The organism is Mesorhizobium sp. CNPSo 4661 (assembly GCF_057784215.1).
In genome coordinates this window covers 75670-91934 of record NZ_JBWGIO010000012.1, presented here as the reverse complement: position 1 = coordinate 91934, position 16265 = coordinate 75670, and the positions used below count along the sequence as shown (strand labels likewise).

Below are 16265 nucleotides of genomic sequence, written 5' to 3'. Positions count from 1 at the left end.
AGCGTTCGGCGCTCTGCTCATTGGCGGCGTGTTCGTCTTTGCCGGCACCGAGCATTGCGGGCTTCCTGCTTGCTGTTGGCATGGCCCGGCCCTTCGCCGCCGGGGCGCTGATCATCTTCACGCTGGCGACGAACCTCATCCTGCTGCGTTTCTGGGCCAGCGGGGAGCCCGAGCGCCAGGCGCTGCGCAATGCGTTCCTGATCAACATCGCCGTCATCGGCGGGCTGCTGCTTGCCGGCACCATCTCAATGCAACCCAATTAGCCGGCGACTTTCGGAACGAAGTTTTGCGGAAACCATTGTTTTGCCACCCGCTTGACCGCCGCCGAGCGAATCCGCACAGTGCGTGCAATCGATCCTGAGAGGCTGTCATGACTCGCTTCGCCCATTCCGCTCTTGCCGCGCTGGTTGCGCTGTCCACTCCCTTTGCCGCGCCGCTGGGCTTCACCCAGGCGGCTGAGGCCGCCGATCTGTCGACCTACAGCGGCGACGACGGCAGCGTCTGCGGGGAGGCATGGGTGCTGAGCAAGATCACCGACCGCTTCTCCTACCAGGTGCATCACGTGCCGCATCTGCCTGACGTCGCGATCACCGATTTCCGCAACATCCGCCAGCATCGCTACGAGCCGGCGAGCGACGAATGGCCGATTGGTCGCCACTATTGCCGCGCCACCGTCAACCTGTCGGACGGCCGCGACCGCTCGATCTTCTACCTGATCGAGGAAGGTCAGGGCTTTGCCTCGATCGGCGACAATGTCGAATTCTGCGTCTCGGGTTTCGACCGCTGGATGGTCTACAACGGCCGCTGCCGCGTACTGCGATAAGGGGAGAGGCGCTACCGCTGAAGCTGCCAATCTCCCCCTTGCGGGGGAGATGCCCGGCAGGGCAGAGGGGGGTGCTGTCCCTCCAGCCTTGTTAGTTTGGCTTTTTACCACCGACGACAACGCCCTTTGAGCGGCGGTCTCAAAGCTCGGCGATCCTTCACACCCCCCTCTGTCCTGCCGGACATCTCCCCCGCAAGGGGGAGATCGGATAATTGTGCTGGCCTCAGCCGATCGCTCCAGCCCGCGCCAGCAGCAGCTCGCGCTCCCGCTCATTGCCGGTCAGCGCGGCGGCGCGGCGGAATTCGGCGCGGGCTTCCTCCATCCGTCCGAGCTTGGCCAGAAGGTCGCCGCGCACAGTCGGCAACAGATGCGTATCCTTCAGGCGCGGTTCGTCCCGCAGCGCATCGGCGATCGCCAGTCCTTGCGCCGGCCCGAACGCCATGCCGGCGGCGACCGCCCGGTTGACCTCGACGATGGGCGAGGGGGCCGCCAGCGCGAGCGCCTGGTAATAGGCGGCGATGGCGATCCAATCGGTGTCGGCCGCGCTCACCGCGCGGGCATGGCAGGCGGCGATCATCGCCTGCAACTGATAGGGGCCGGGCGTCGGCGTGAGCGCCATCGCGCGTTTCAGCCCCTCGAGACCGCGCCGGATCAGCGACCAGTCCCAGCGGCCGCGGTCCTGGTCGAGCAGCAGGATCGGGTTGCCCGCTCCATCGGAGCGGGCGCCGAAGCGCGAGGCGCCGAGCTCCATCAGCGACAGCAGTCCGATCGCCTCCGGTTGCTTCGGCATCAGCGCCACCAGCAAGCGGCCGAGGCGCAGTGCCTCGTTGCTGAGATCGGCGCGCAGCCAGTCCGGTCCGCAGGATGCGACATAGCCTTCGTTGAAGATCAGATAGATCACCTCCAGCACGGCGCCCAGGCGCTCGCGCCGCTCCTGCCCGCGGGGCGGCTCGAAGGTGATGCCGGCGTCGCGCAATGTCCGCTTGGCGCGCACGATGCGTTGGGCGACGGTGGCCTCAGGTACCAGGAAGGCGCGTGCGATCTCCGCCGTCGACAGCCCGCCCAGCATCCGCAGTGCAAGTGCCGCGCGCTGCTCGGCCGGCAGCGCTGGATGGCAAGACGTGAAGATCAGCCGCAACAGATCGTCGTCGATATCCTCGTCGAGCGCAGCCTCGACGTCGGGCATCGCGCGCTCCAGCTCGGTGAGATCGACGGCCAGCTGGCGATGCTTGCCGTCGATCAGCACGGTGCGGCGCAGCCGGTCGAGCGCCCGGTTGGTACCGACCCTGGTCAGCCAGGCGGCCGGGTTGTTCGGTATGCCGTCGCGGGGCCAGCGCTCCAGCGCCTGAACGAAGGCATCCTGCACCACCTCCTCGGCCAGCCCAACATCGCGCAGCATGCGGGTGAGCCTGGCGGCGAGCTTCGGCTGCTCGATCCGCCAGACCGCCTCGATCGTCGCAGCCGTGGTCAATCCTTGAGCTCATCGAACCCGTCGACGACCTTCTGGACGTCCTCGGGAAAATCGTTCATCTCGAAAACGCGCCGGACCTCGATGACGTCGTTCTCGCCGGCGGGGCAGCGGCGCGCCCATTCGACGGCTTCCTCGGGCGAGCGCACGTCGATCATCCAATAGCCGCCGAGCACTTCCTTGACCTCGGCGAACGGGCCGTCGGTGACAGTCGGCTTGCCGCCCTTGAAGGAAACCCGTGCGCCCGAGGACGGCGGATGCAGTCCGTCAAGAGCGAGCAAAACGCCGGCCCGCTTCAGCTCTTCGTTGTATTTCATCATCGTCGCCACGGCCTCGGCTTCTGGCCTGACGTCGGGAGCCGCGGTGGCGTAGCCGCCGGGGATCATCAGCATCATGAAACGCATCTCGAATTCCTTCGGTTCGGTTGGTTGCGATGATACGACGAACGAGGCACGGCGGAATCGACAGGCGGTGCGCAAATTATTTGCGGCGCCGGTGGTCGGTCGAAGACGCACGGTGGCGCGCAGGTTGGCGCCGGCCTCTTCTGCTTGCGCTCACTCAGGCTGGCTTGCCGCCCGATGGGTCAGGTAGCCCGGCTACCTGACAGATAAACCTCGATCAGCTCGACGAGCTGCTTCTGCAATTCCGGCGCGTCGAGCATGTTGCGGCGCGCCGCGTTGTGGATCACGCCCTCGATCGCCGAGGAGAGCACGCGCGCCATCGTCTCGGTATCCTTGCGGCGCTTGCGATACTGCGCGACGGCCGCCGCATAATGTTCGAGATAGCGCGTCTGGAACGAGGCATGAGCGGCGCGTGAGCCACGGTCGCCGGGCGCCTCGTCGAGCAGCACCTGGTGCAGCGTCGGATGGATCGAGTGCGCGCCGATCATGCCGCGCACCAGCTCGCGCGCGAATTGCCTGAGCGGCTTCTCGTCGGCCGCCGCTTCGCGAATCACCGACAGCACATGATCGAAGTGACGGCGCCGTATTGCTTCGACCAGAGCGAGCTTGTCGGGAAAATATTGATAGAGCGAGCCGATGCTGACGCCTGCGGCCTCCGCTACCTTGTTCGTGGAAAAGCCCGCCCAGCCGAGCTCGCTCAGAACGTGAGCACCGGCTTCGATGATCGCCTCGACGGTGGCGATCGAACGCGCCTGGCGCGGCTGCTTGCGCATGCGTGCAGCCGGCTTTGCAATGCGAGTAGACATGCTGGCCCGTCTCCCGAGAATATAAACAGGATACTCACATTCATTTCACCAACGCAAATGGGGCCGCGAAGATGAGTGCCAAGACCTTGCTGAAGGGCATGCTTGCCTATCAGGCCCGGGCGAATGATGAGCTCGCGGAGAAGCTTGCCGGATTGGACCCGTCGAGCAATGCCGGGGAACGCCACGCTGCGATCCGTCTTATGAATCACATCCATGTCGTGTCGCGGATCTTTGCCGCGCACTTGAAGGGCGTTGCCCATGGCTATGCGAGCGACAACACGCCGGACACGCCCGAACCGGGCGCGTTGCGCACCGCCTTGGCCGAGGTCGATGGCTGGTATCTCGACTATCTCGAAACGGTTGCGGAGCAAGAGCTTGCCGAACCGGTCGCCTTCACCTTCACCGATGGCGACCAGGGCTGCATGACGAGGCAGGAGATGCTGACCCATGTCGTCCTGCACGGCGGCTACCATCGCGGCGAGATCGGCCGCATGCTGGCCGGGATCGCGGTTTCGCCGCCCTGGGATACCTACGCCGTCCATCTGCATCGCGCCGAGCCGGCGCGACGCCTGCAGCGCGGTCGCCGACCGGCGGACGTTTAATCACGGCATCTGAATATGAGCTTAAAGCTCACTTTGCGCGCCGCAAGCTTTCGCCCGTTCGCCTGCTCGGTTCATCTGTAGATGTTTTCGCTGGACAAGATGAAGCGAACGTTCGGCCGGTCATTCTTTATTGTGAGCATTGCGCTCACATTCCGATATAAGGTTATGCTGTGAGCCCATGGATGATCGGGCGATAGAAGCAGCACGAAAATCTGTGCGGCGGGCCGTCACTTCGAAAGTGATAGATTCGCTCACAATTTTTCAACGGGATGCGTTTCCCGTAACCAAAATTCAATAACTGAAAATCATTGTGTTGCTTCGCTGGCTAGACAGTCGCGAGTCAGATATGCATAGACACGCCGGGTCACTCACGACCATAGGCAAAACGCAAGGGGCATCGCATGGCAAAGACGACAACCAAGGCGCCGGCGGCGAAAGCGCCGGCAAAGAAGCCGGCAGCTAAGGCTGCCGCGAAACCTGCAGCAGTGAAGAAGGCAGCGGCACCGAAGGCAGCCGCCAAGGCTCCGGCCAAGGCAGCGGCGAAGCCGGCGGCCAAGGCAGCAGCGAAGCCGGCCGCCAAGGCTGCGGCTAAGCCGGCCGCGAAGGCCGCGGCGAAGCCTGCCGTCAAGGCAGCGGCAAAGCCGGCGGCTAAGCCTGCCGCCAAGAAGCCGGCAGCCAAGGCCGTGGCCAAGCCCGCCGCCAAGGCTCCGATGAAGGCTGCCGCCGCCAAGGCGCCGGCCGCTGTGAAGAAGGCCGCTCCGGCGAAGAAGCCGGCCGCCAAGAAGTAATCGCGTAGCTTCGCTTGGCTGCGCAACAGGTGAGGGCGGGTGCCACCCAGGCACCCCTCTCGCCAATTCGGTGTCAGAGCGAGCGAAGTCGGAGCGCACGCTCCTCCTAAAGCTCTCGGAAATTTTGCCGCCAGGCAAAAACTTCCGGGAGCTTTTTCTTTCAGGTGCCCGCGCCGGCAAGACGCATTGGCCAATCCGGATTGGCCGGCTGGCCGTTGCCCTTCGGACCCTGATCGATCAACAGTGCCGTAAACAACTGGGAGCCCGATCATGCCGAAACTGCTCTACGCTTCCACGTCCCCCTACAGTTCGAAGGTCCGCATGGCGGCGCTGTACGCCGGCATCGCCGTCGACCTCGTGCCGGTCAAGACGGAGGACAAGCCCGCCGAACTGATCTCGGCCAATCCGCTCGGCAAGATCCCGGTGCTGGTGCTGGAGGACGGCCGAGCGATCCATGACAGCCGCACCATCACTCAGCATCTCAACCGGCTGTCGAAGAACGCGCTCTTCCCGCGCAATCCCGACAAGCGGCTCGAGGCGGAGGTTCTCGAGGCGCTGGCCGACGGCATCTGCGACTGCGCGCTGTCGATGGTCTATGAGCGCCGCACGCGGCCCGAGGCTTTTGTCTACCAGCCCTGGCTCGACCGCCAGTGGACCAAGATCGCCACCGCGCTCGACCTCATCAACGCCAACCCGCCGAAATTGCCGAAGAAGATCACCGCCGGCCACATGGCGCTGCGCGCCACTCTGGGCTATCTCGCGTTGCGCTTTTCCGGCCAGTGGGAGAAGGGCCGCAGCCGGCTCGTGCGCTGGGCTGCACGCTTCGACGAGAAGTTTCCGGAATTGAAAGGCAGCGTGCCGGGGTGAAGCATCTCCCTTCTCCACAAGGAGAAGGTGAGGATCGCGCCACCTTGAACCCCGTCCGCTTCCATGCTTGCCTGACATCACCCGCTTCGGAGTGGTGAGCATGGCAAAGCCCTCAATCAGCGTCGCGCCGGACCCGATGGTCGCACGCCTGCGCGCTGCCCTCGGCCGGCGCGCCTTCACCGAGCAGAAGATGTTCGGCGGCACCTGTTTCATGATCGATGGCAACATGCTGATCGGCACCTCGAAGCGTGGGCTTCTGGTGCGCGTCGGCAAAGGCGCGCATGCGGCCGCCGCGGCACATCCTCATGCAAGCCCGATGGAGATGGGCGGGCGCTCGATGGAAGGCTACATCCGCGTCGCGCCCGAAGGGGCGGCAACCGACGCCGATCTCGTCTCCTGGCTCGAGCGCGCGCTGGCTTTCGTCGAGACGCTGCCGGCGAAGGCGAAGGTGAAACAGCCGAAGCGGTCGAAATGAGGACCGACTGAGAAGTTCGCAGCCCTTCTGTTTTTCGCGGACACAAAAAAAGCCGGGCGCAAGGCCCGGCTTTTCCGTGTCGTGGCTTCGACGACTTAGAACTTCATACCGACGCCGAACGTGACGCGGTTGTCCGAAGACTTGACCTTGCCGACGTTGTCGAAGTTCTTGCTGCCGTAATCGGTGTAGCGGTACTCGACGCGGCCGAACACGTTGTCCGTGATCTTGATGTCGGTGCCGGCACCGGCCGTCCAGCCGAACATGCCCTTGCTGTCGCTGGTACCGAGAACGTCATCGGTGACCTTCTGGTTCTTGGCGGCGAGACCGCCCGTGCCGTAGAGCAGGATCTCGGGGGTCACGGCGTAGCCGAGGCGGGCGCGCAGCGAACCTTCAAGGCCCGACTTGGCGCTGAAGCCGTTGGAAGAACCCTTGGTGCCATTGTAGCCGAGGTCGGCTTCAGCACCGTACACAAAGTTCTCCTGCTGCCACTGATAGCCGCCGAACACGCCGCCGACGAAGCCCTTGGTGCCGATATTGGTACCCTGGTCCTTCAGCTTGGCATGACCGCCGAAGCCATAGCCGGCGCTCAGACCGACATAGGGGCCGGCCCAGGAAGCAACCGGAAGCTCGGCAACCGGAGCGGGAGCCGGCGGCTCCTCGGAAACGACGTCGGCCGCGAAGGCGGTACCGGCGAAGGCGAACAGCCCCAGCGCAGCGGCAAGCGGCGCGAATTTAAGATTGGTCTTCATGTTATACTCCTTAAGCCACAAGACACTTAGGCTTGTTTGTTCATGAAACGCCCCGGCCCGTCCGGGGAGATAAACGGGCTTGGCGTTCAACGGTTCCAAATGTCGTGCTGAAATGCGGCTGAAGCGAACCTGAACTTGGGTCATTCCCCGGCGCGAATGAGGCCGAAAGTTGACGTTGCATCTTCGCAACAGCGAATGTCAGCAGGCTAAATATGTTGCGCTGCACACCGCTTGGTTCAAGGGGTCCGGCGACATATATTGCCAAGAACGATGCCCCGAATCCGGCGGGGCGGACGCGCGTCCGGGCCGCTTCGCCACATTCCTGCCCCAGGTGGAAATGGCATTTAACGCTTGGCCCGTCATATTGTGCCGGCTTCCCGGAATCGTGAAGCCGATTGAGGATTGACAAGATGAGACAAGCCACGGCCGTCGCGCTGGTGACGGGTGGAGCAAGACGGATCGGCAAGGCGATCGTCGAGGATCTGGCCGACAATGGCTTCGCCGTCGCCATCCATGCCAACCGCTCCGGTAACGAGGCTGAGGCGCTGGCGGCGAAGATCGTGGGCGAGGGCGGCCGCGCCGCCGTGGTCGCCGCCGACCTTACCGACATGGATGCCGTCAGCGATCTTGTCGGCAGATCAGAGGCCGCGCTCGGACCTGTCACGCTGTTGGTCAACAACGCTTCCCTGTTCGTCGACGATCGTGTCGAGGATTTCGACTGGCAGGCCTGGGACCGCCATTTCGCCATCCATGTGAAGGCGCCGGCGCTTCTGGCGCAGAATTTTGCCCGCGCCCTGCCGGAAGGGCAGGAAGGGCTGATCGTCAACATCATCGACCAGCGCGTCTGGCGGCCAACGCCGCGCTATTTCTCGTATGCGCTGTCCAAATCGGCGCTGTGGACGCAGACCGAGATGCTGGCGCAGGCGCTCGGGCCGCGCATCCGCGTCAACGCCATAGGCCCAGGCCCGACATTGAAGAACAAGCGTCAGGACGACGATGATTTCGAAAGCCAAGTCGAAGGCCTGATCCTGAAGCGCGGCCCGCAATTGTCCGAATTCGGCGCCACCATCCGCTATCTCTGGCAGGCGCGCTCGGTGACCGGCCAGATGATCGCGCTCGACGGCGGCCAGCATCTTGCGTGGCAGACGCCCGATGTGACAGGCATGGTGGAATGAGTCCCGCAGCTCAAAGACATGGACGCAACGGCTCCGCCGACGATCTGCCGCCCGATCTCGACCCCGATATCGAGGACGAGGCGGCGGAGGAAATCGTCGAGCCCGAAGCTTTGCCGACCGGTCCCGAGGTCGCCTTCACGGCAATAGATTGGACGCCGCATGCCGGCGATGCCGACGGCATGGTCGGCGCCGAGGTGATCCAGACCTTCGTCAAGCGGCTGCCCAACCAGCCCGGCGTCTACCGCATGATGAATGCCGCCGGCGACGTGCTCTATGTCGGCAAGGCGCGCAGCCTGAAGAAGCGCGTCACCAATTACGCTCAAGGGAGGTTCCACACCGCCCGGATCGGCCGCATGGTGCGCGAGACGGCGACGATGGAATTCGTCGTCACCCGCACCGAGATCGAGGCGCTGCTGCTCGAGGCCAACCTCATCAAGCGGCTCAGGCCCCGTTTCAACGTGCTGATGCGGGATGACAAGTCCTTCCCCTACATCCTTTTGACCGGCGACCATGTCTCGCCCGGCATCTACAAGCATCGCGGCGCGCGATCGCGCAAGGGCGACTATTTCGGCCCCTTCGCCTCCGCCGGCGCGGTCGGCCGCACCATCAATTCGCTGCAGCGCGCCTTCCTGCTTCGAAGCTGCACCAACTCCTTCTACGAGAACCGTACGAGGCCCTGCCTGCTCTACCAGATCAAGCGCTGCGCCGGTCCCTGCACCGGCGAGATCTCGCATGAGGGCTATGCCGAACTGGTCGCGGAAGCCAAGGATTTCCTCTCCGGCCGCAGCCAGAAGGTGAAGACCGAAATCTCGGCCGCCATGCAGCAGGCCTCGGAAGAGCTCGATTTCGAGCGCGCCGCCATCTACCGCGACCGGCTTGCGGCGCTGTCGCATGTGCAGGCGCATCAAGGCATCAACCCACAGACGGTCGAGGAGGCCGACGTCTTCGCCATCCACCAGGAAGGCGGTCAGACCTGCATCCAGGTGTTCTTCTTCCGCACCGGCCAGAACTGGGGCAACCGCGCCTATTTTCCCAAGGCCGATCCGGCGCTGGAGCCGGCGGAGGTGTTGGGTTCGTTCCTGGCGCAATTCTATGACGACAAGCTGCCGGCGCGCACGCTGCTGCTCTCTCACACGGCGCAGGAACAGGAACTGCTCGCCGAGGCGCTCTCGACCCATGCCGGCCGCAAGATAACGATCTCGGTACCGCAGCGCGGCGAGAAGAAGGATCTGACCGATCACGCCCTGCAGAACGCGCGCGAGGCGCTCGGCCGCAGGTTGGCCGAGACCTCGACCCAGGCACGGCTGCTCTCGGGCTTCGCCGAGACCTTCGGCTTGCAAAAGCCGCCGGTGCGCATCGAGGTCTACGACAACTCGCACATCATGGGCACAAACGCGGTCGGCGCGATGGTCGTCGCCGGGCCGGAAGGTTTCGTGAAGAACCAGTACCGGAAATTCAACATCCGCTCGACGGAGATCACGCCGGGTGACGATTTCGGCATGATGCGCGAAGTGATGCAGCGGCGCTTTTCGCGACTGCTCAAGGAGCATGGCGACGTCCAGCCCGGCTCGGCCGTCGAGGATGAAGCCGGCGAGGAGGATCTGATCGCCGGCAATGGCGGCTTCCCGGCCTGGCCCGACGTCATCCTGATCGACGGCGGCCAGGGCCAGATGACGGCAGTGCGCCAGATCCTGGCTGACCTCGGCGTCGAGGACCGGGTGGTGGCCATCGGCATCGCCAAGGGGCCGGACCGCGACGCCGGCCGCGAGCGCTTCTTCGTCAAGGGCAGGGACTCTTTCATGCTGCCGGTGCGCGATCCGGTGCTCTATTTCGTCCAGCGCCTGCGCGACGAGGTGCACCGCTTCGCCATCGGCTCGCACCGGGCGCGGCGCAAGAAGGAGATGGTCAAAAGCCCGCTCGACGAGATCGCCGGCATCGGCCCCGGCCGCAAGCGCGCGCTGCTTCACGCCTTCGGCACCGCCAAGGCGGTCAGCCGCGCCGCGGTCGAGGACTTGGTCAAGGTCGACGGCATTTCAGAGCATGTGGCGAAGCTGGTCTACAATCACTTCCACGAGAGCTGAGGGCTGGTCGCGAGCACGCAAGGTTGACTTGTTTTGACCACGAGCCGCAGAGGCCCGGGCCGATACAAATGCTATTTTTGCCTGGTCAATCGAATCTCGACTGTTGACCCCCTACATTGGCTTCTGATTTGAGTACGTCTGGCGGAGGAGATTTCCCGAGACGACATGGCACAGCGCGCGTTCAACCTGCCGAACATCCTTACCTATGCCCGCATCGTCGCGGTGCCGCTGGTCGTGCTGTGCTTTTTTCTTGAAGGCCATCTGAAGTCGTCCGACTTCGCCCGCTGGTCGGCGCTGGTCATTTTCCTGCTCGCCTCGATCACCGATTATTTCGACGGCTATTTCGCGCGCGCCTGGCAGCAGACCTCCAACATCGGCAAGATGCTGGACCCGATCGCCGACAAATTGCTGGTCGCGACCTGCCTGCTCCTGCTTGCCGCCGACACCGACCGACACGGCGGCATCGCCGGCTGGTCGCTGTGGGCGGCAATCATCATCCTGTGCCGCGAGATCCTGGTTTCGGGCCTGCGCGAATATCTGGCCGCCTTGAAAGTCTCGGTGCCGGTGACCCAGCTCGCCAAGTGGAAGACCACGATCCAGATGGTCGCCATCGCCTTCCTGCTGGTCGGCCCGGCCGGCGACAAGATCTTTCCGCTGACCACCCAGATCGGCCTGGTGCTCTTGTGGGTCGCGGCGCTCGTTACGCTCTACACCGGCTACGACTATTTCCGCGCCGGCCTCAAGCACATCATGGACGAGTGAAGACAATGTCCACGAAGCTCATCTATTTCGCCTGGGTGCGCGAGCGCATCGGCAAGCCGGAAGAGGACGTCGAATTGCCTTCCGGCATCGAGACGGTCGCCGATCTGCTGCGCTGGCTCAAGTCGCGCGGCGAGGAGTACGAGAACGCGCTGCAATACCCCGACGTCATCCGCGTCGCCATCAACCAGGAACATGTCGGCCACCGCGAGAAGATTGCGGGCGCGCGCGAGATCGCCCTGTTTCCGCCAATGACCGGAGGCTGAGATGGCTGGCGCCGTCGTGCCCGCCATCCGCATCCAGCGCGAGGATTTCGACGTCGCCGCCGAGATCGCCGGCCTGACGAAGGGCCGCGCCGATATCGGCGCCGTGGTCACGTTTTCCGGCCTTTGCCGCGACGAACAGGGCGCGCTGTCGGCGCTCGAGCTCGAGCACTATCCCGGCATGGCGGTGGCCGAGATCGGCCGCATCGCCGCCGAGGCTGTCTCGCGCTGGCCGCTGCAGGGGCTCACCGTCATCCATCGCCATGGCAAGATAGCGCCGGGCGAAAACATTGTGCTGGTGGTCGCGGCCTCGTCGCATCGGCAGGCGGCCTTCGAGGCGGCGAATTTCCTGATGGATTATCTGAAGTCGCGCGCGCCCTTCTGGAAGAAGGAGCACCTTGCCGACGGCTCCCAGGGCGGCTGGGTCGACGCCAAGGAAGCCGACGATCACGCGGCGGATCGCTGGAAGAAACAAGGCGAATAATGCATGTCGCCCAGAAGTGTGCAGCGGTTCTGGGGCAACGACATGCATCAGAAAAAACTCCCGTTCGGCCATCGAACGACCGCAATCCTTTCCAAGCTTGCCGCTCGGTTTGATTTGCTTGGCGGAGCAATCTCGTGCTGGACAGGATCGCGGAGTTCTTCATCTTCGGGCTGGCGCCATTGGTCGTCGGCGTGCTTGCCGTGCCCGAAGTGACCAAGGCCGGCGAAAAGACGATCGCGGGCGAGGTCACCTATCGCGAGCGCATCGCCCTGCCGCCCAACGCCGTGCTGATGGTCGAACTCGCCGATGTTTCGCTGGCGGATGCGCCGGCAACCGTGATCGCCAAGCGCAGGATAGCGCCCACCGGCCAGGTGCCGATCAAATTCGAGATCGGCTTCGACCCCAAGGCGATCCAAAAGGGCCGGACCTACGCGCTGCAGGCGCGCATCACGGTTGATGATCGGTTGCTTTTCGCCAACGATGTCCGCCACCATGTCGATCCCTTGAACGGCAAGTCGCAGACCGTCGTGCTGAAGATGGCGGCGAGCTGAGCTTCACCAAGCGAACTCGGGCATCTGCGAAGATCAAGCCTGCGGCGGCGGTGCCGGCGTCAGGCCGTGGCGAAGCATGATCTCCATCATCTTCGCGCGGTCAGGCGGGCCGGCCATGGCAGCGTTCAACAGCGCGAAGGTTTCGCGGAAATACTCCGGTCCGATCGCCGCCGGCGTCACCACACAGAGCACCTTGGCGGCCTTTTCGCCGTTGTTGTCGAAACGATGGACCGCTCCGCGCGGGATGCACAGCGCTTGTCCTGGGCCGACATCGTGCCGGTGGCCGTCGACTGTCCAGGTAAGGGTTCCCTCTACACCGTAGATGGTTTCCTCGTAGCGGTCGTGACTGTGAGCCGGGGCGAGCAGGCGCTTCGAGCCCGGCACCGTCACCTCGAATGCCGCTATGCTTCCATTGGACTGCTGGCCCGTGAGCAGGAAGCGCACGATCACTCCGTCATGGCTGAACGTCTCGTCCGCTGGATTGATGTGGACCTGGCTGGCTTCGTCTAGCATTGCATCCTCCCATGTGGTAAACGTAATTTACCAAATGAGTAAACTCAATTTACTAGAGTGTCAATGCCGCCGCTTGATGAAAGTCCGCTGAAGAAGCCTCCCTTGATCGGCGCGTTGCTACGCGTGCCGGCGATGGCCATTCACCGCAGGCTGATCCGCGAGCTTAGGGCGTCCGGGTTCGATGATCTGACTCCGCCGCATATGGCGGTGATCCAGTATCCCGGACCGGATGGTATGCGGCCGAGCGCGCTTGCCGAGCGTGCGGCAATGAGCAAACAAGCCATGAACCAGTTGCTGAAGACGCTGGAAGGAATGGGCTACATCACCCGCGGAGCGGCACCTGGAGACGCCGGCGGAACCGTCGTCAGCTTCACGGACCGGGGCAGGGCCGCCTACCAGAAGATGGCCGACATCCTGCTCGACATCGAACGCGAATGGGCCGAGGTGCTTGGACCGAAGCGCTTCCGTGAACTGAAGGCGCTGCTCGGCGACCTCTGGGACACGCCGCTGGTTCGCTGACCTGATTGACCCTGCAGAAGCGAGCCCTTAGGTTGCCGTAAAAATGGGGATGGGGTTCCCCCGAAACCGCCCTTATGGGCTGATGACTCCTGCCAGGCGTGCCCTTGCGCGGCAGGATTTGTTTTTCCCGCCCGTATCATGCCTGATTTCGTGAAGTGATTCCGTCTGGAATCGCGTTTGGAAAGGCATTGAAGCGATGACCCTTGCGGCTTGCGCCCTGGTCCTGATCGGCGGGTTCCTCGGCGGCATTTCCCGCTTCTTCCTCTCGGGCGTGGTCGGCCGCGGTATCGGCGAGACCTTTCCCTGGGGCACGCTGGCGGTCAATGTTTCCGGTGCCCTTGCCATCGGCGCCTTCGCCGGCGCGGCGCGTGCGGTGGGCGGCGTCTTCGCCAGCGATCTTGTGCGCGACCTGATCGTCGTCGGCCTGTTCGGCGGCTACACCACCGTGTCGTCCTTCTGCCTGCAGACGCTCAACCTCGCGCTTGACGGCGAGGGCCGGCTCGCCGCCTTCAACGTCGTCGCTTCGTCGGTGCTTTGCGTGCTGTTCGTCGCCCTCGGCTTCTGGGCGATCGTCTGGGTTTCTGGGCCAGCCACCGGCATGGCGGGCTGAACGATGACGGACAGGCGAATGGCGATGCGGCTTTATCTGGCGGTCGGCTGCGGCGCGGCGATCGGCTCGCTGTCCCGCTTCCTGTCGGGCTATGTCATCGTCTCGCTGCTCGGCCTGAACGCGCTTTGGTCGACCGCTTTCGTCAATGTCGTCGGCTCGTGGATCATCATGGCCTTCGCCACCCTGACCGGGCCGGACGGGCGCATGATGGTCGGCCCGGCCGCGCGCATCTTCGTCATGGCCGGCTTCTGCGGCGGCCTCACCACGTTTTCGGCGATGAGTCTCGATACCTTCATCCTGCTGTTCGAGGGCGACTGGCCGCTGGCCGCGACCTATCTCATCAGTGTGGTCGGGCTTTCGCTCGCCGCCGCGTGGCTGGGCTATCTCATGGCGTCCAGGCTCAACCGCTTGCCGGTCGCCAGGTGATCAGAGCATGATCCCGAAAAGTGGGAACCGGTTTTCGGAGAAGATCATGCTCCAACAGAGAGTTAGGACCAGGATGGCGATTCAACGAAACGTCATCCTGATCTAGGAGGAAAACATGGAACTTCCCGCGCAATGCGCGCTGCTCAGGATCTTTTTCGGCGAGGACGACAGGTCGGCTGACGGCAAGCCGCTGCATGAGGCGATCGTCATCAAGGCGCGTGAGACCGGCATGGCCGGCGCCACCGTGCTGAGAGGCCCGCTCGGCTTCGGCCGCTCCAGCGTGCTCCACACCGCCAAGATCCTGCGCCTGTCGCAGGATCTGCCGATTGTCGTCGAGATCGTCGACGCGCCCGAGAAGATCGACGCGCTGATCCCCGAGATCAAGGCGCTGACGAAGGCGAAGAGCTGCCTGATCACCAGGGAGAAGGTCGAGATCATCCGCTACGGCGACGGAGACTGACCCTGCCGGTGCTGGTCAGCCGGCGCGAAGACGGCGGCCGATCGTCGCTTCGTCGAAGATACCCGCGGAAAACAGTCTCATGGCCTCTGCCGCCAGGTCCGATGCCGCCGGGCTTCCCACGGTGATTCCGCGCTCCTTGCAGACCTGGTCATAGACACGCTTCAACAGGACGAGATCGTCCGGATAGGCAACGCCGCTTTCAGAAGCATGAGGTTTGATCGTCCACCCGAAAGCAAAGAGGCGACCCGGCCGGGCCGGGTCGCCTCTTATCTTGAAACCGGAATTATCTTCAGCTCAGCCGACGATCTCGGTGTCCGAGAACCAGTACTTGATCTCCTGCGCGGCGGTCTCCGGCGCGTCCGAGCCGTGCACGGAGTTCTCGCCGATCGACAGCGCATGCACCTTGCGGATGGTGCCCTCGGCGGCATTGGCCGGGTTGGTTGCGCCCATCACTTCGCGGTTCTTGGCGATGGCGTTCTCGCCTTCCAGCACCTGCACGATGGTGGGGGCCGACGACATGAATTCCACCAGCTCGCCGAAGAACGGGCGATCCTTGTGGACGGCGTAGAAACCTTCGGCCTCGCGGCGGCTCATCCACACGCGGCGCGATGCGACGACGCGCAGGCCGGCGTCTTCCAGCATCTTGGTGATGGCGCCGGTGAGGTTGCGCCTAGTCGCGTCCGGCTTGATCATGGAGAAGGTGCGTTCGATCGCCATAGGGTCGTCCTTGTTCTGGGAATGGAAATTGGAGTGGCGGGCTCTATACAAGTCGCCCGGCGGCTTGCCAAGGGGAGGCGGCTTCTGGTCAAGGCGAGCGCTTTGCGGGATAATTAGGCGGCTGCCAACGCTCGTCGCATGGAAGTCCGGGGCGTTGCGGCAGCGGAGCCTAAGGCGATGAACTGGCCCTATCTCACACGCGGCGATATGGCTGGCCTTCTTTTCGTGGCCGTATTTTTAGCCGCTGTTGTCCTTGCCCTGCTTTTCTTCCCACACCGCGCAGAGCAGAATTTCGGCTTCGGCCCGGAATGGCAATGCGTGCGCATGGAGCAGGGCGATCCGATCTGCGTGAGACTGTCCGTCAGCAATGCGCCGGACGGCGACGCGCGTGATAAGGGCGCGTCAAAGTAGACTCTAAAGCTCGATCTCGATGGTCACTGTCGGCGCGTCGCCGGCCCCGAGGCCTTCGCGCTGGCGCACCGAGGTCTTGACCGGCAACAGCAGGCTGCCGGACGCCTTGTCAGGGAAGAGCGATGTTTGCCACCTGGTTTTGCCAATGCTCGCCGTGACACCGAGCGAGCCCCAAGGGCGCGCCAATCCCACCATCGCCGCCTTGATCCGCGTCGCGACGTCCGTCGGCACCGTCATGAAATGCCAGCCGCCCTTACCGGGATAGACCCAGATCTCGGCCTGCACCTCGTAGCGCAACATGGCAGCTCGGTGCTCGG

The 16265-nt window shown here is 64.0% G+C and carries 24 protein-coding genes and 1 riboswitch; of the genes, 17 read left to right on the top strand and 7 right to left on the bottom strand.

All coding sequences use genetic code 11. The features are described 5' to 3' along the window. The first annotated feature begins 38 nt into the window (after positions 1-38). Both AC0YKC_RS19255 and AC0YKC_RS19250 read left to right on the top strand, forming a co-directional pair. Entirely contained in the window at positions 39-263 is a 225-nt protein-coding gene (locus tag AC0YKC_RS19255) for a hypothetical protein (protein ID WP_488512171.1), read from the top strand. 107 nt (positions 264-370) lie between these two features. After that, complete coding sequence (locus tag AC0YKC_RS19250) at positions 371-823, top strand: hypothetical protein (protein WP_488512170.1); 453 nt, start codon at positions 371-373, stop codon at positions 821-823. A gap of 223 nt (positions 824-1046) precedes the next feature. Here AC0YKC_RS19250 and AC0YKC_RS19245 read toward each other — a convergent pair whose 3' ends face one another. From AC0YKC_RS19245 to AC0YKC_RS19235, 3 genes are all read right to left on the bottom strand, one after another. Continuing rightward, the gene (locus AC0YKC_RS19245; RefSeq protein WP_488512169.1) at positions 1047-2294 is read right to left on the bottom strand and encodes an RNA polymerase sigma factor; all 1248 of its coding nucleotides are present in this window, start codon (positions 2292-2294) and stop codon (positions 1047-1049) included. Then, positions 2291-2695 (bottom strand): YciI family protein, encoded by a 405-nt coding sequence (locus AC0YKC_RS19240; protein ID WP_320296308.1) that lies wholly within the window; start codon positions 2693-2695, stop codon positions 2291-2293. The genes AC0YKC_RS19245 and AC0YKC_RS19240 overlap by 4 nt, the downstream gene beginning before the upstream one ends. A 179-nt stretch (positions 2696-2874) precedes the next feature. Continuing rightward, the gene (locus AC0YKC_RS19235; RefSeq protein ID WP_434725687.1) at positions 2875-3465 is read right to left on the bottom strand and encodes a TetR/AcrR family transcriptional regulator; all 591 of its coding nucleotides are present in this window, start codon (positions 3463-3465) and stop codon (positions 2875-2877) included. A 104-nt stretch (positions 3466-3569) separates the two neighbouring features. Here AC0YKC_RS19235 and AC0YKC_RS19230 point away from each other — a divergent pair, with 104 nt between their 5' ends. The 4 genes from AC0YKC_RS19230 (at position 3570) to AC0YKC_RS19215 (ending at position 6230) form a co-directional block, all read left to right on the top strand. After that, positions 3570-4100 carry a DinB family protein gene (locus tag AC0YKC_RS19230; protein WP_488512168.1) on the top strand — a complete coding sequence of 177 codons (531 nt, stop codon included), beginning with the start codon at positions 3570-3572 and terminating at the stop codon, positions 4098-4100. Positions 4101-4501: 401 nt separating this feature from the next. Then, complete coding sequence (locus AC0YKC_RS19225) at positions 4502-4888, top strand: hypothetical protein (RefSeq protein ID WP_488512167.1); 387 nt, start codon at positions 4502-4504, stop codon at positions 4886-4888. A 270-nt stretch (positions 4889-5158) separates the two neighbouring features. Next, positions 5159-5755 (top strand): glutathione S-transferase, encoded by a 597-nt coding sequence (locus AC0YKC_RS19220; protein WP_488512165.1) that lies wholly within the window; start codon positions 5159-5161, stop codon positions 5753-5755. 100 nt (positions 5756-5855) lie between these two features. Then, positions 5856-6230 carry a TfoX/Sxy family protein gene (locus AC0YKC_RS19215; protein WP_434721948.1) on the top strand — a complete coding sequence of 125 codons (375 nt, stop codon included), beginning with the start codon at positions 5856-5858 and terminating at the stop codon, positions 6228-6230. Positions 6231-6325: 95 nt separating this feature from the next. Here AC0YKC_RS19215 and AC0YKC_RS19210 read toward each other — a convergent pair whose 3' ends face one another. Then, positions 6326-6979, bottom strand: coding sequence for an outer membrane protein (locus AC0YKC_RS19210; protein WP_488512164.1), 654 nt, complete (start codon positions 6977-6979; stop codon positions 6326-6328). A 410-nt stretch (positions 6980-7389) separates the two neighbouring features. On the opposite strand from AC0YKC_RS19210, the gene AC0YKC_RS19205 reads away from it, so the two are divergent. The 6 genes from AC0YKC_RS19205 to AC0YKC_RS19180 all read left to right on the top strand — a co-directional run bounded on the left by AC0YKC_RS19205 (position 7390) and on the right by AC0YKC_RS19180 (position 12292). After that, on the top strand, positions 7390-8154 hold the full coding sequence (locus tag AC0YKC_RS19205; RefSeq protein WP_320296302.1) for an SDR family oxidoreductase: 765 nt from the start codon (positions 7390-7392) through the stop codon (positions 8152-8154). Next, a complete protein-coding gene (gene uvrC / locus AC0YKC_RS19200) occupies positions 8151-10235 on the top strand; it encodes an excinuclease ABC subunit UvrC (RefSeq protein WP_488512163.1) in 2085 nt (694 codons plus the stop codon). The genes AC0YKC_RS19205 and uvrC overlap by 4 nt, the downstream gene beginning before the upstream one ends. Before the next feature lie 165 nt (positions 10236-10400). Further along, entirely contained in the window at positions 10401-10997 is a 597-nt protein-coding gene (pgsA, locus tag AC0YKC_RS19195; RefSeq protein WP_040984724.1) for a CDP-diacylglycerol--glycerol-3-phosphate 3-phosphatidyltransferase, read from the top strand. 5 nt (positions 10998-11002) lie between these two features. Further along, entirely contained in the window at positions 11003-11260 is a 258-nt protein-coding gene (gene moaD / locus AC0YKC_RS19190) for a molybdopterin converting factor subunit 1 (protein WP_041001878.1), read from the top strand. 1 nt (position 11261) lies between these two features. Beyond that, positions 11262-11741 carry a molybdenum cofactor biosynthesis protein MoaE gene (locus AC0YKC_RS19185; RefSeq protein WP_488512162.1) on the top strand — a complete coding sequence of 160 codons (480 nt, stop codon included), beginning with the start codon at positions 11262-11264 and terminating at the stop codon, positions 11739-11741. A 134-nt stretch (positions 11742-11875) separates the two neighbouring features. Beyond that, positions 11876-12292, top strand: a complete 417-nt coding sequence (locus AC0YKC_RS19180; protein ID WP_488512161.1) for a YbaY family lipoprotein — start codon at positions 11876-11878, stop codon at positions 12290-12292. Between the two features lie 33 nt (positions 12293-12325). Here the strand turns inward: AC0YKC_RS19180 and AC0YKC_RS19175 are convergent, their stop codons facing one another. Beyond that, entirely contained in the window at positions 12326-12805 is a 480-nt protein-coding gene (locus tag AC0YKC_RS19175) for a cupin domain-containing protein (protein WP_320296298.1), read from the bottom strand. A 63-nt stretch (positions 12806-12868) separates the two neighbouring features. Here AC0YKC_RS19175 and AC0YKC_RS19170 point away from each other — a divergent pair, with 63 nt between their 5' ends. The 4 genes from AC0YKC_RS19170 (at position 12869) to AC0YKC_RS19155 (ending at position 14820) form a co-directional block, all read left to right on the top strand. After that, positions 12869-13324 carry a MarR family winged helix-turn-helix transcriptional regulator gene (locus AC0YKC_RS19170; RefSeq protein WP_434721953.1) on the top strand — a complete coding sequence of 152 codons (456 nt, stop codon included), beginning with the start codon at positions 12869-12871 and terminating at the stop codon, positions 13322-13324. Between the two features lie 36 nt (positions 13325-13360). Then, a riboswitch (Fluoride riboswitch) is annotated at positions 13361-13423 on the top strand. Between the two features lie 97 nt (positions 13424-13520). Then, positions 13521-13934 carry a fluoride efflux transporter CrcB gene (gene crcB, locus AC0YKC_RS19165; RefSeq protein WP_488512160.1) on the top strand — a complete coding sequence of 138 codons (414 nt, stop codon included), beginning with the start codon at positions 13521-13523 and terminating at the stop codon, positions 13932-13934. A gap of 18 nt (positions 13935-13952) precedes the next feature. Continuing rightward, on the top strand, positions 13953-14360 hold the full coding sequence (crcB, locus tag AC0YKC_RS19160; RefSeq protein WP_488512159.1) for a fluoride efflux transporter CrcB: 408 nt from the start codon (positions 13953-13955) through the stop codon (positions 14358-14360). A 115-nt stretch (positions 14361-14475) separates the two neighbouring features. Next, positions 14476-14820, top strand: a complete 345-nt coding sequence (locus AC0YKC_RS19155) for a DUF190 domain-containing protein (protein WP_320296294.1) — start codon at positions 14476-14478, stop codon at positions 14818-14820. Between the two features lie 294 nt (positions 14821-15114). Here AC0YKC_RS19155 and ndk read toward each other — a convergent pair whose 3' ends face one another. Further along, positions 15115-15537 (bottom strand): nucleoside-diphosphate kinase, encoded by a 423-nt coding sequence (gene ndk / locus AC0YKC_RS19150; protein ID WP_041010781.1) that lies wholly within the window; start codon positions 15535-15537, stop codon positions 15115-15117. 177 nt (positions 15538-15714) lie between these two features. Between ndk and AC0YKC_RS19145 the strand changes: the two genes are divergently transcribed. Further along, positions 15715-15948, top strand: a complete 234-nt coding sequence (locus AC0YKC_RS19145) for a hypothetical protein (protein WP_434721955.1) — start codon at positions 15715-15717, stop codon at positions 15946-15948. 3 nt (positions 15949-15951) lie between these two features. Here the strand turns inward: AC0YKC_RS19145 and AC0YKC_RS19140 are convergent, their stop codons facing one another. After that, entirely contained in the window at positions 15952-16248 is a 297-nt protein-coding gene (locus tag AC0YKC_RS19140; protein WP_488512158.1) for a DUF1905 domain-containing protein, read from the bottom strand. Positions 16249-16265: the final 17 nt, after the last annotated feature.

Excerpts from the sequence above, each read along its gene's own strand:
- AC0YKC_RS19170 (WP_434721953.1), top strand. The coding sequence starts at position 12,869 with ATGCCGCCGCTTGATGAAAGTCCGCTGAAGAAGCCTCCCTTGATCGGC.
- AC0YKC_RS19175 (WP_320296298.1), bottom strand. The coding sequence starts at position 12,805 with ATGCTAGACGAAGCCAGCCAGGTCCACATCAATCCAGCGGACGAGACG.
- AC0YKC_RS19235 (WP_434725687.1), bottom strand. The coding sequence starts at position 3,465 with ATGCGCAAGCAGCCGCGCCAGGCGCGTTCGATCGCCACCGTCGAGGCG.
- AC0YKC_RS19225 (WP_488512167.1), top strand. The coding sequence starts at position 4,502 with ATGGCAAAGACGACAACCAAGGCGCCGGCGGCGAAAGCGCCGGCAAAG.
- AC0YKC_RS19145 (WP_434721955.1), top strand. The coding sequence starts at position 15,715 with ATGAACTGGCCCTATCTCACACGCGGCGATATGGCTGGCCTTCTTTTC.
- AC0YKC_RS19140 (WP_488512158.1), bottom strand. The coding sequence starts at position 16,248 with ATGTTGCGCTACGAGGTGCAGGCCGAGATCTGGGTCTATCCCGGTAAG.
- AC0YKC_RS19215 (WP_434721948.1), top strand. The coding sequence starts at position 5,856 with ATGGCAAAGCCCTCAATCAGCGTCGCGCCGGACCCGATGGTCGCACGC.
- AC0YKC_RS19250 (WP_488512170.1), top strand. The coding sequence starts at position 371 with ATGACTCGCTTCGCCCATTCCGCTCTTGCCGCGCTGGTTGCGCTGTCC.
- pgsA (WP_040984724.1), top strand. The coding sequence starts at position 10,401 with ATGGCACAGCGCGCGTTCAACCTGCCGAACATCCTTACCTATGCCCGC.
- AC0YKC_RS19155 (WP_320296294.1), top strand. The coding sequence starts at position 14,476 with ATGGAACTTCCCGCGCAATGCGCGCTGCTCAGGATCTTTTTCGGCGAG.
- ndk (WP_041010781.1), bottom strand. The coding sequence starts at position 15,537 with ATGGCGATCGAACGCACCTTCTCCATGATCAAGCCGGACGCGACTAGG.
- crcB (WP_488512160.1), top strand. The coding sequence starts at position 13,521 with ATGACCCTTGCGGCTTGCGCCCTGGTCCTGATCGGCGGGTTCCTCGGC.
- AC0YKC_RS19240 (WP_320296308.1), bottom strand. The coding sequence starts at position 2,695 with ATGCGTTTCATGATGCTGATGATCCCCGGCGGCTACGCCACCGCGGCT.
- AC0YKC_RS19230 (WP_488512168.1), top strand. The coding sequence starts at position 3,570 with ATGAGTGCCAAGACCTTGCTGAAGGGCATGCTTGCCTATCAGGCCCGG.
- moaD (WP_041001878.1), top strand. The coding sequence starts at position 11,003 with ATGTCCACGAAGCTCATCTATTTCGCCTGGGTGCGCGAGCGCATCGGC.
- crcB (WP_488512159.1), top strand. The coding sequence starts at position 13,953 with ATGGCGATGCGGCTTTATCTGGCGGTCGGCTGCGGCGCGGCGATCGGC.
- AC0YKC_RS19185 (WP_488512162.1), top strand. The coding sequence starts at position 11,262 with ATGGCTGGCGCCGTCGTGCCCGCCATCCGCATCCAGCGCGAGGATTTC.
- AC0YKC_RS19205 (WP_320296302.1), top strand. The coding sequence starts at position 7,390 with ATGAGACAAGCCACGGCCGTCGCGCTGGTGACGGGTGGAGCAAGACGG.
- uvrC (WP_488512163.1), top strand. The coding sequence starts at position 8,151 with ATGAGTCCCGCAGCTCAAAGACATGGACGCAACGGCTCCGCCGACGAT.
- AC0YKC_RS19210 (WP_488512164.1), bottom strand. The coding sequence starts at position 6,979 with ATGAAGACCAATCTTAAATTCGCGCCGCTTGCCGCTGCGCTGGGGCTG.
- AC0YKC_RS19220 (WP_488512165.1), top strand. The coding sequence starts at position 5,159 with ATGCCGAAACTGCTCTACGCTTCCACGTCCCCCTACAGTTCGAAGGTC.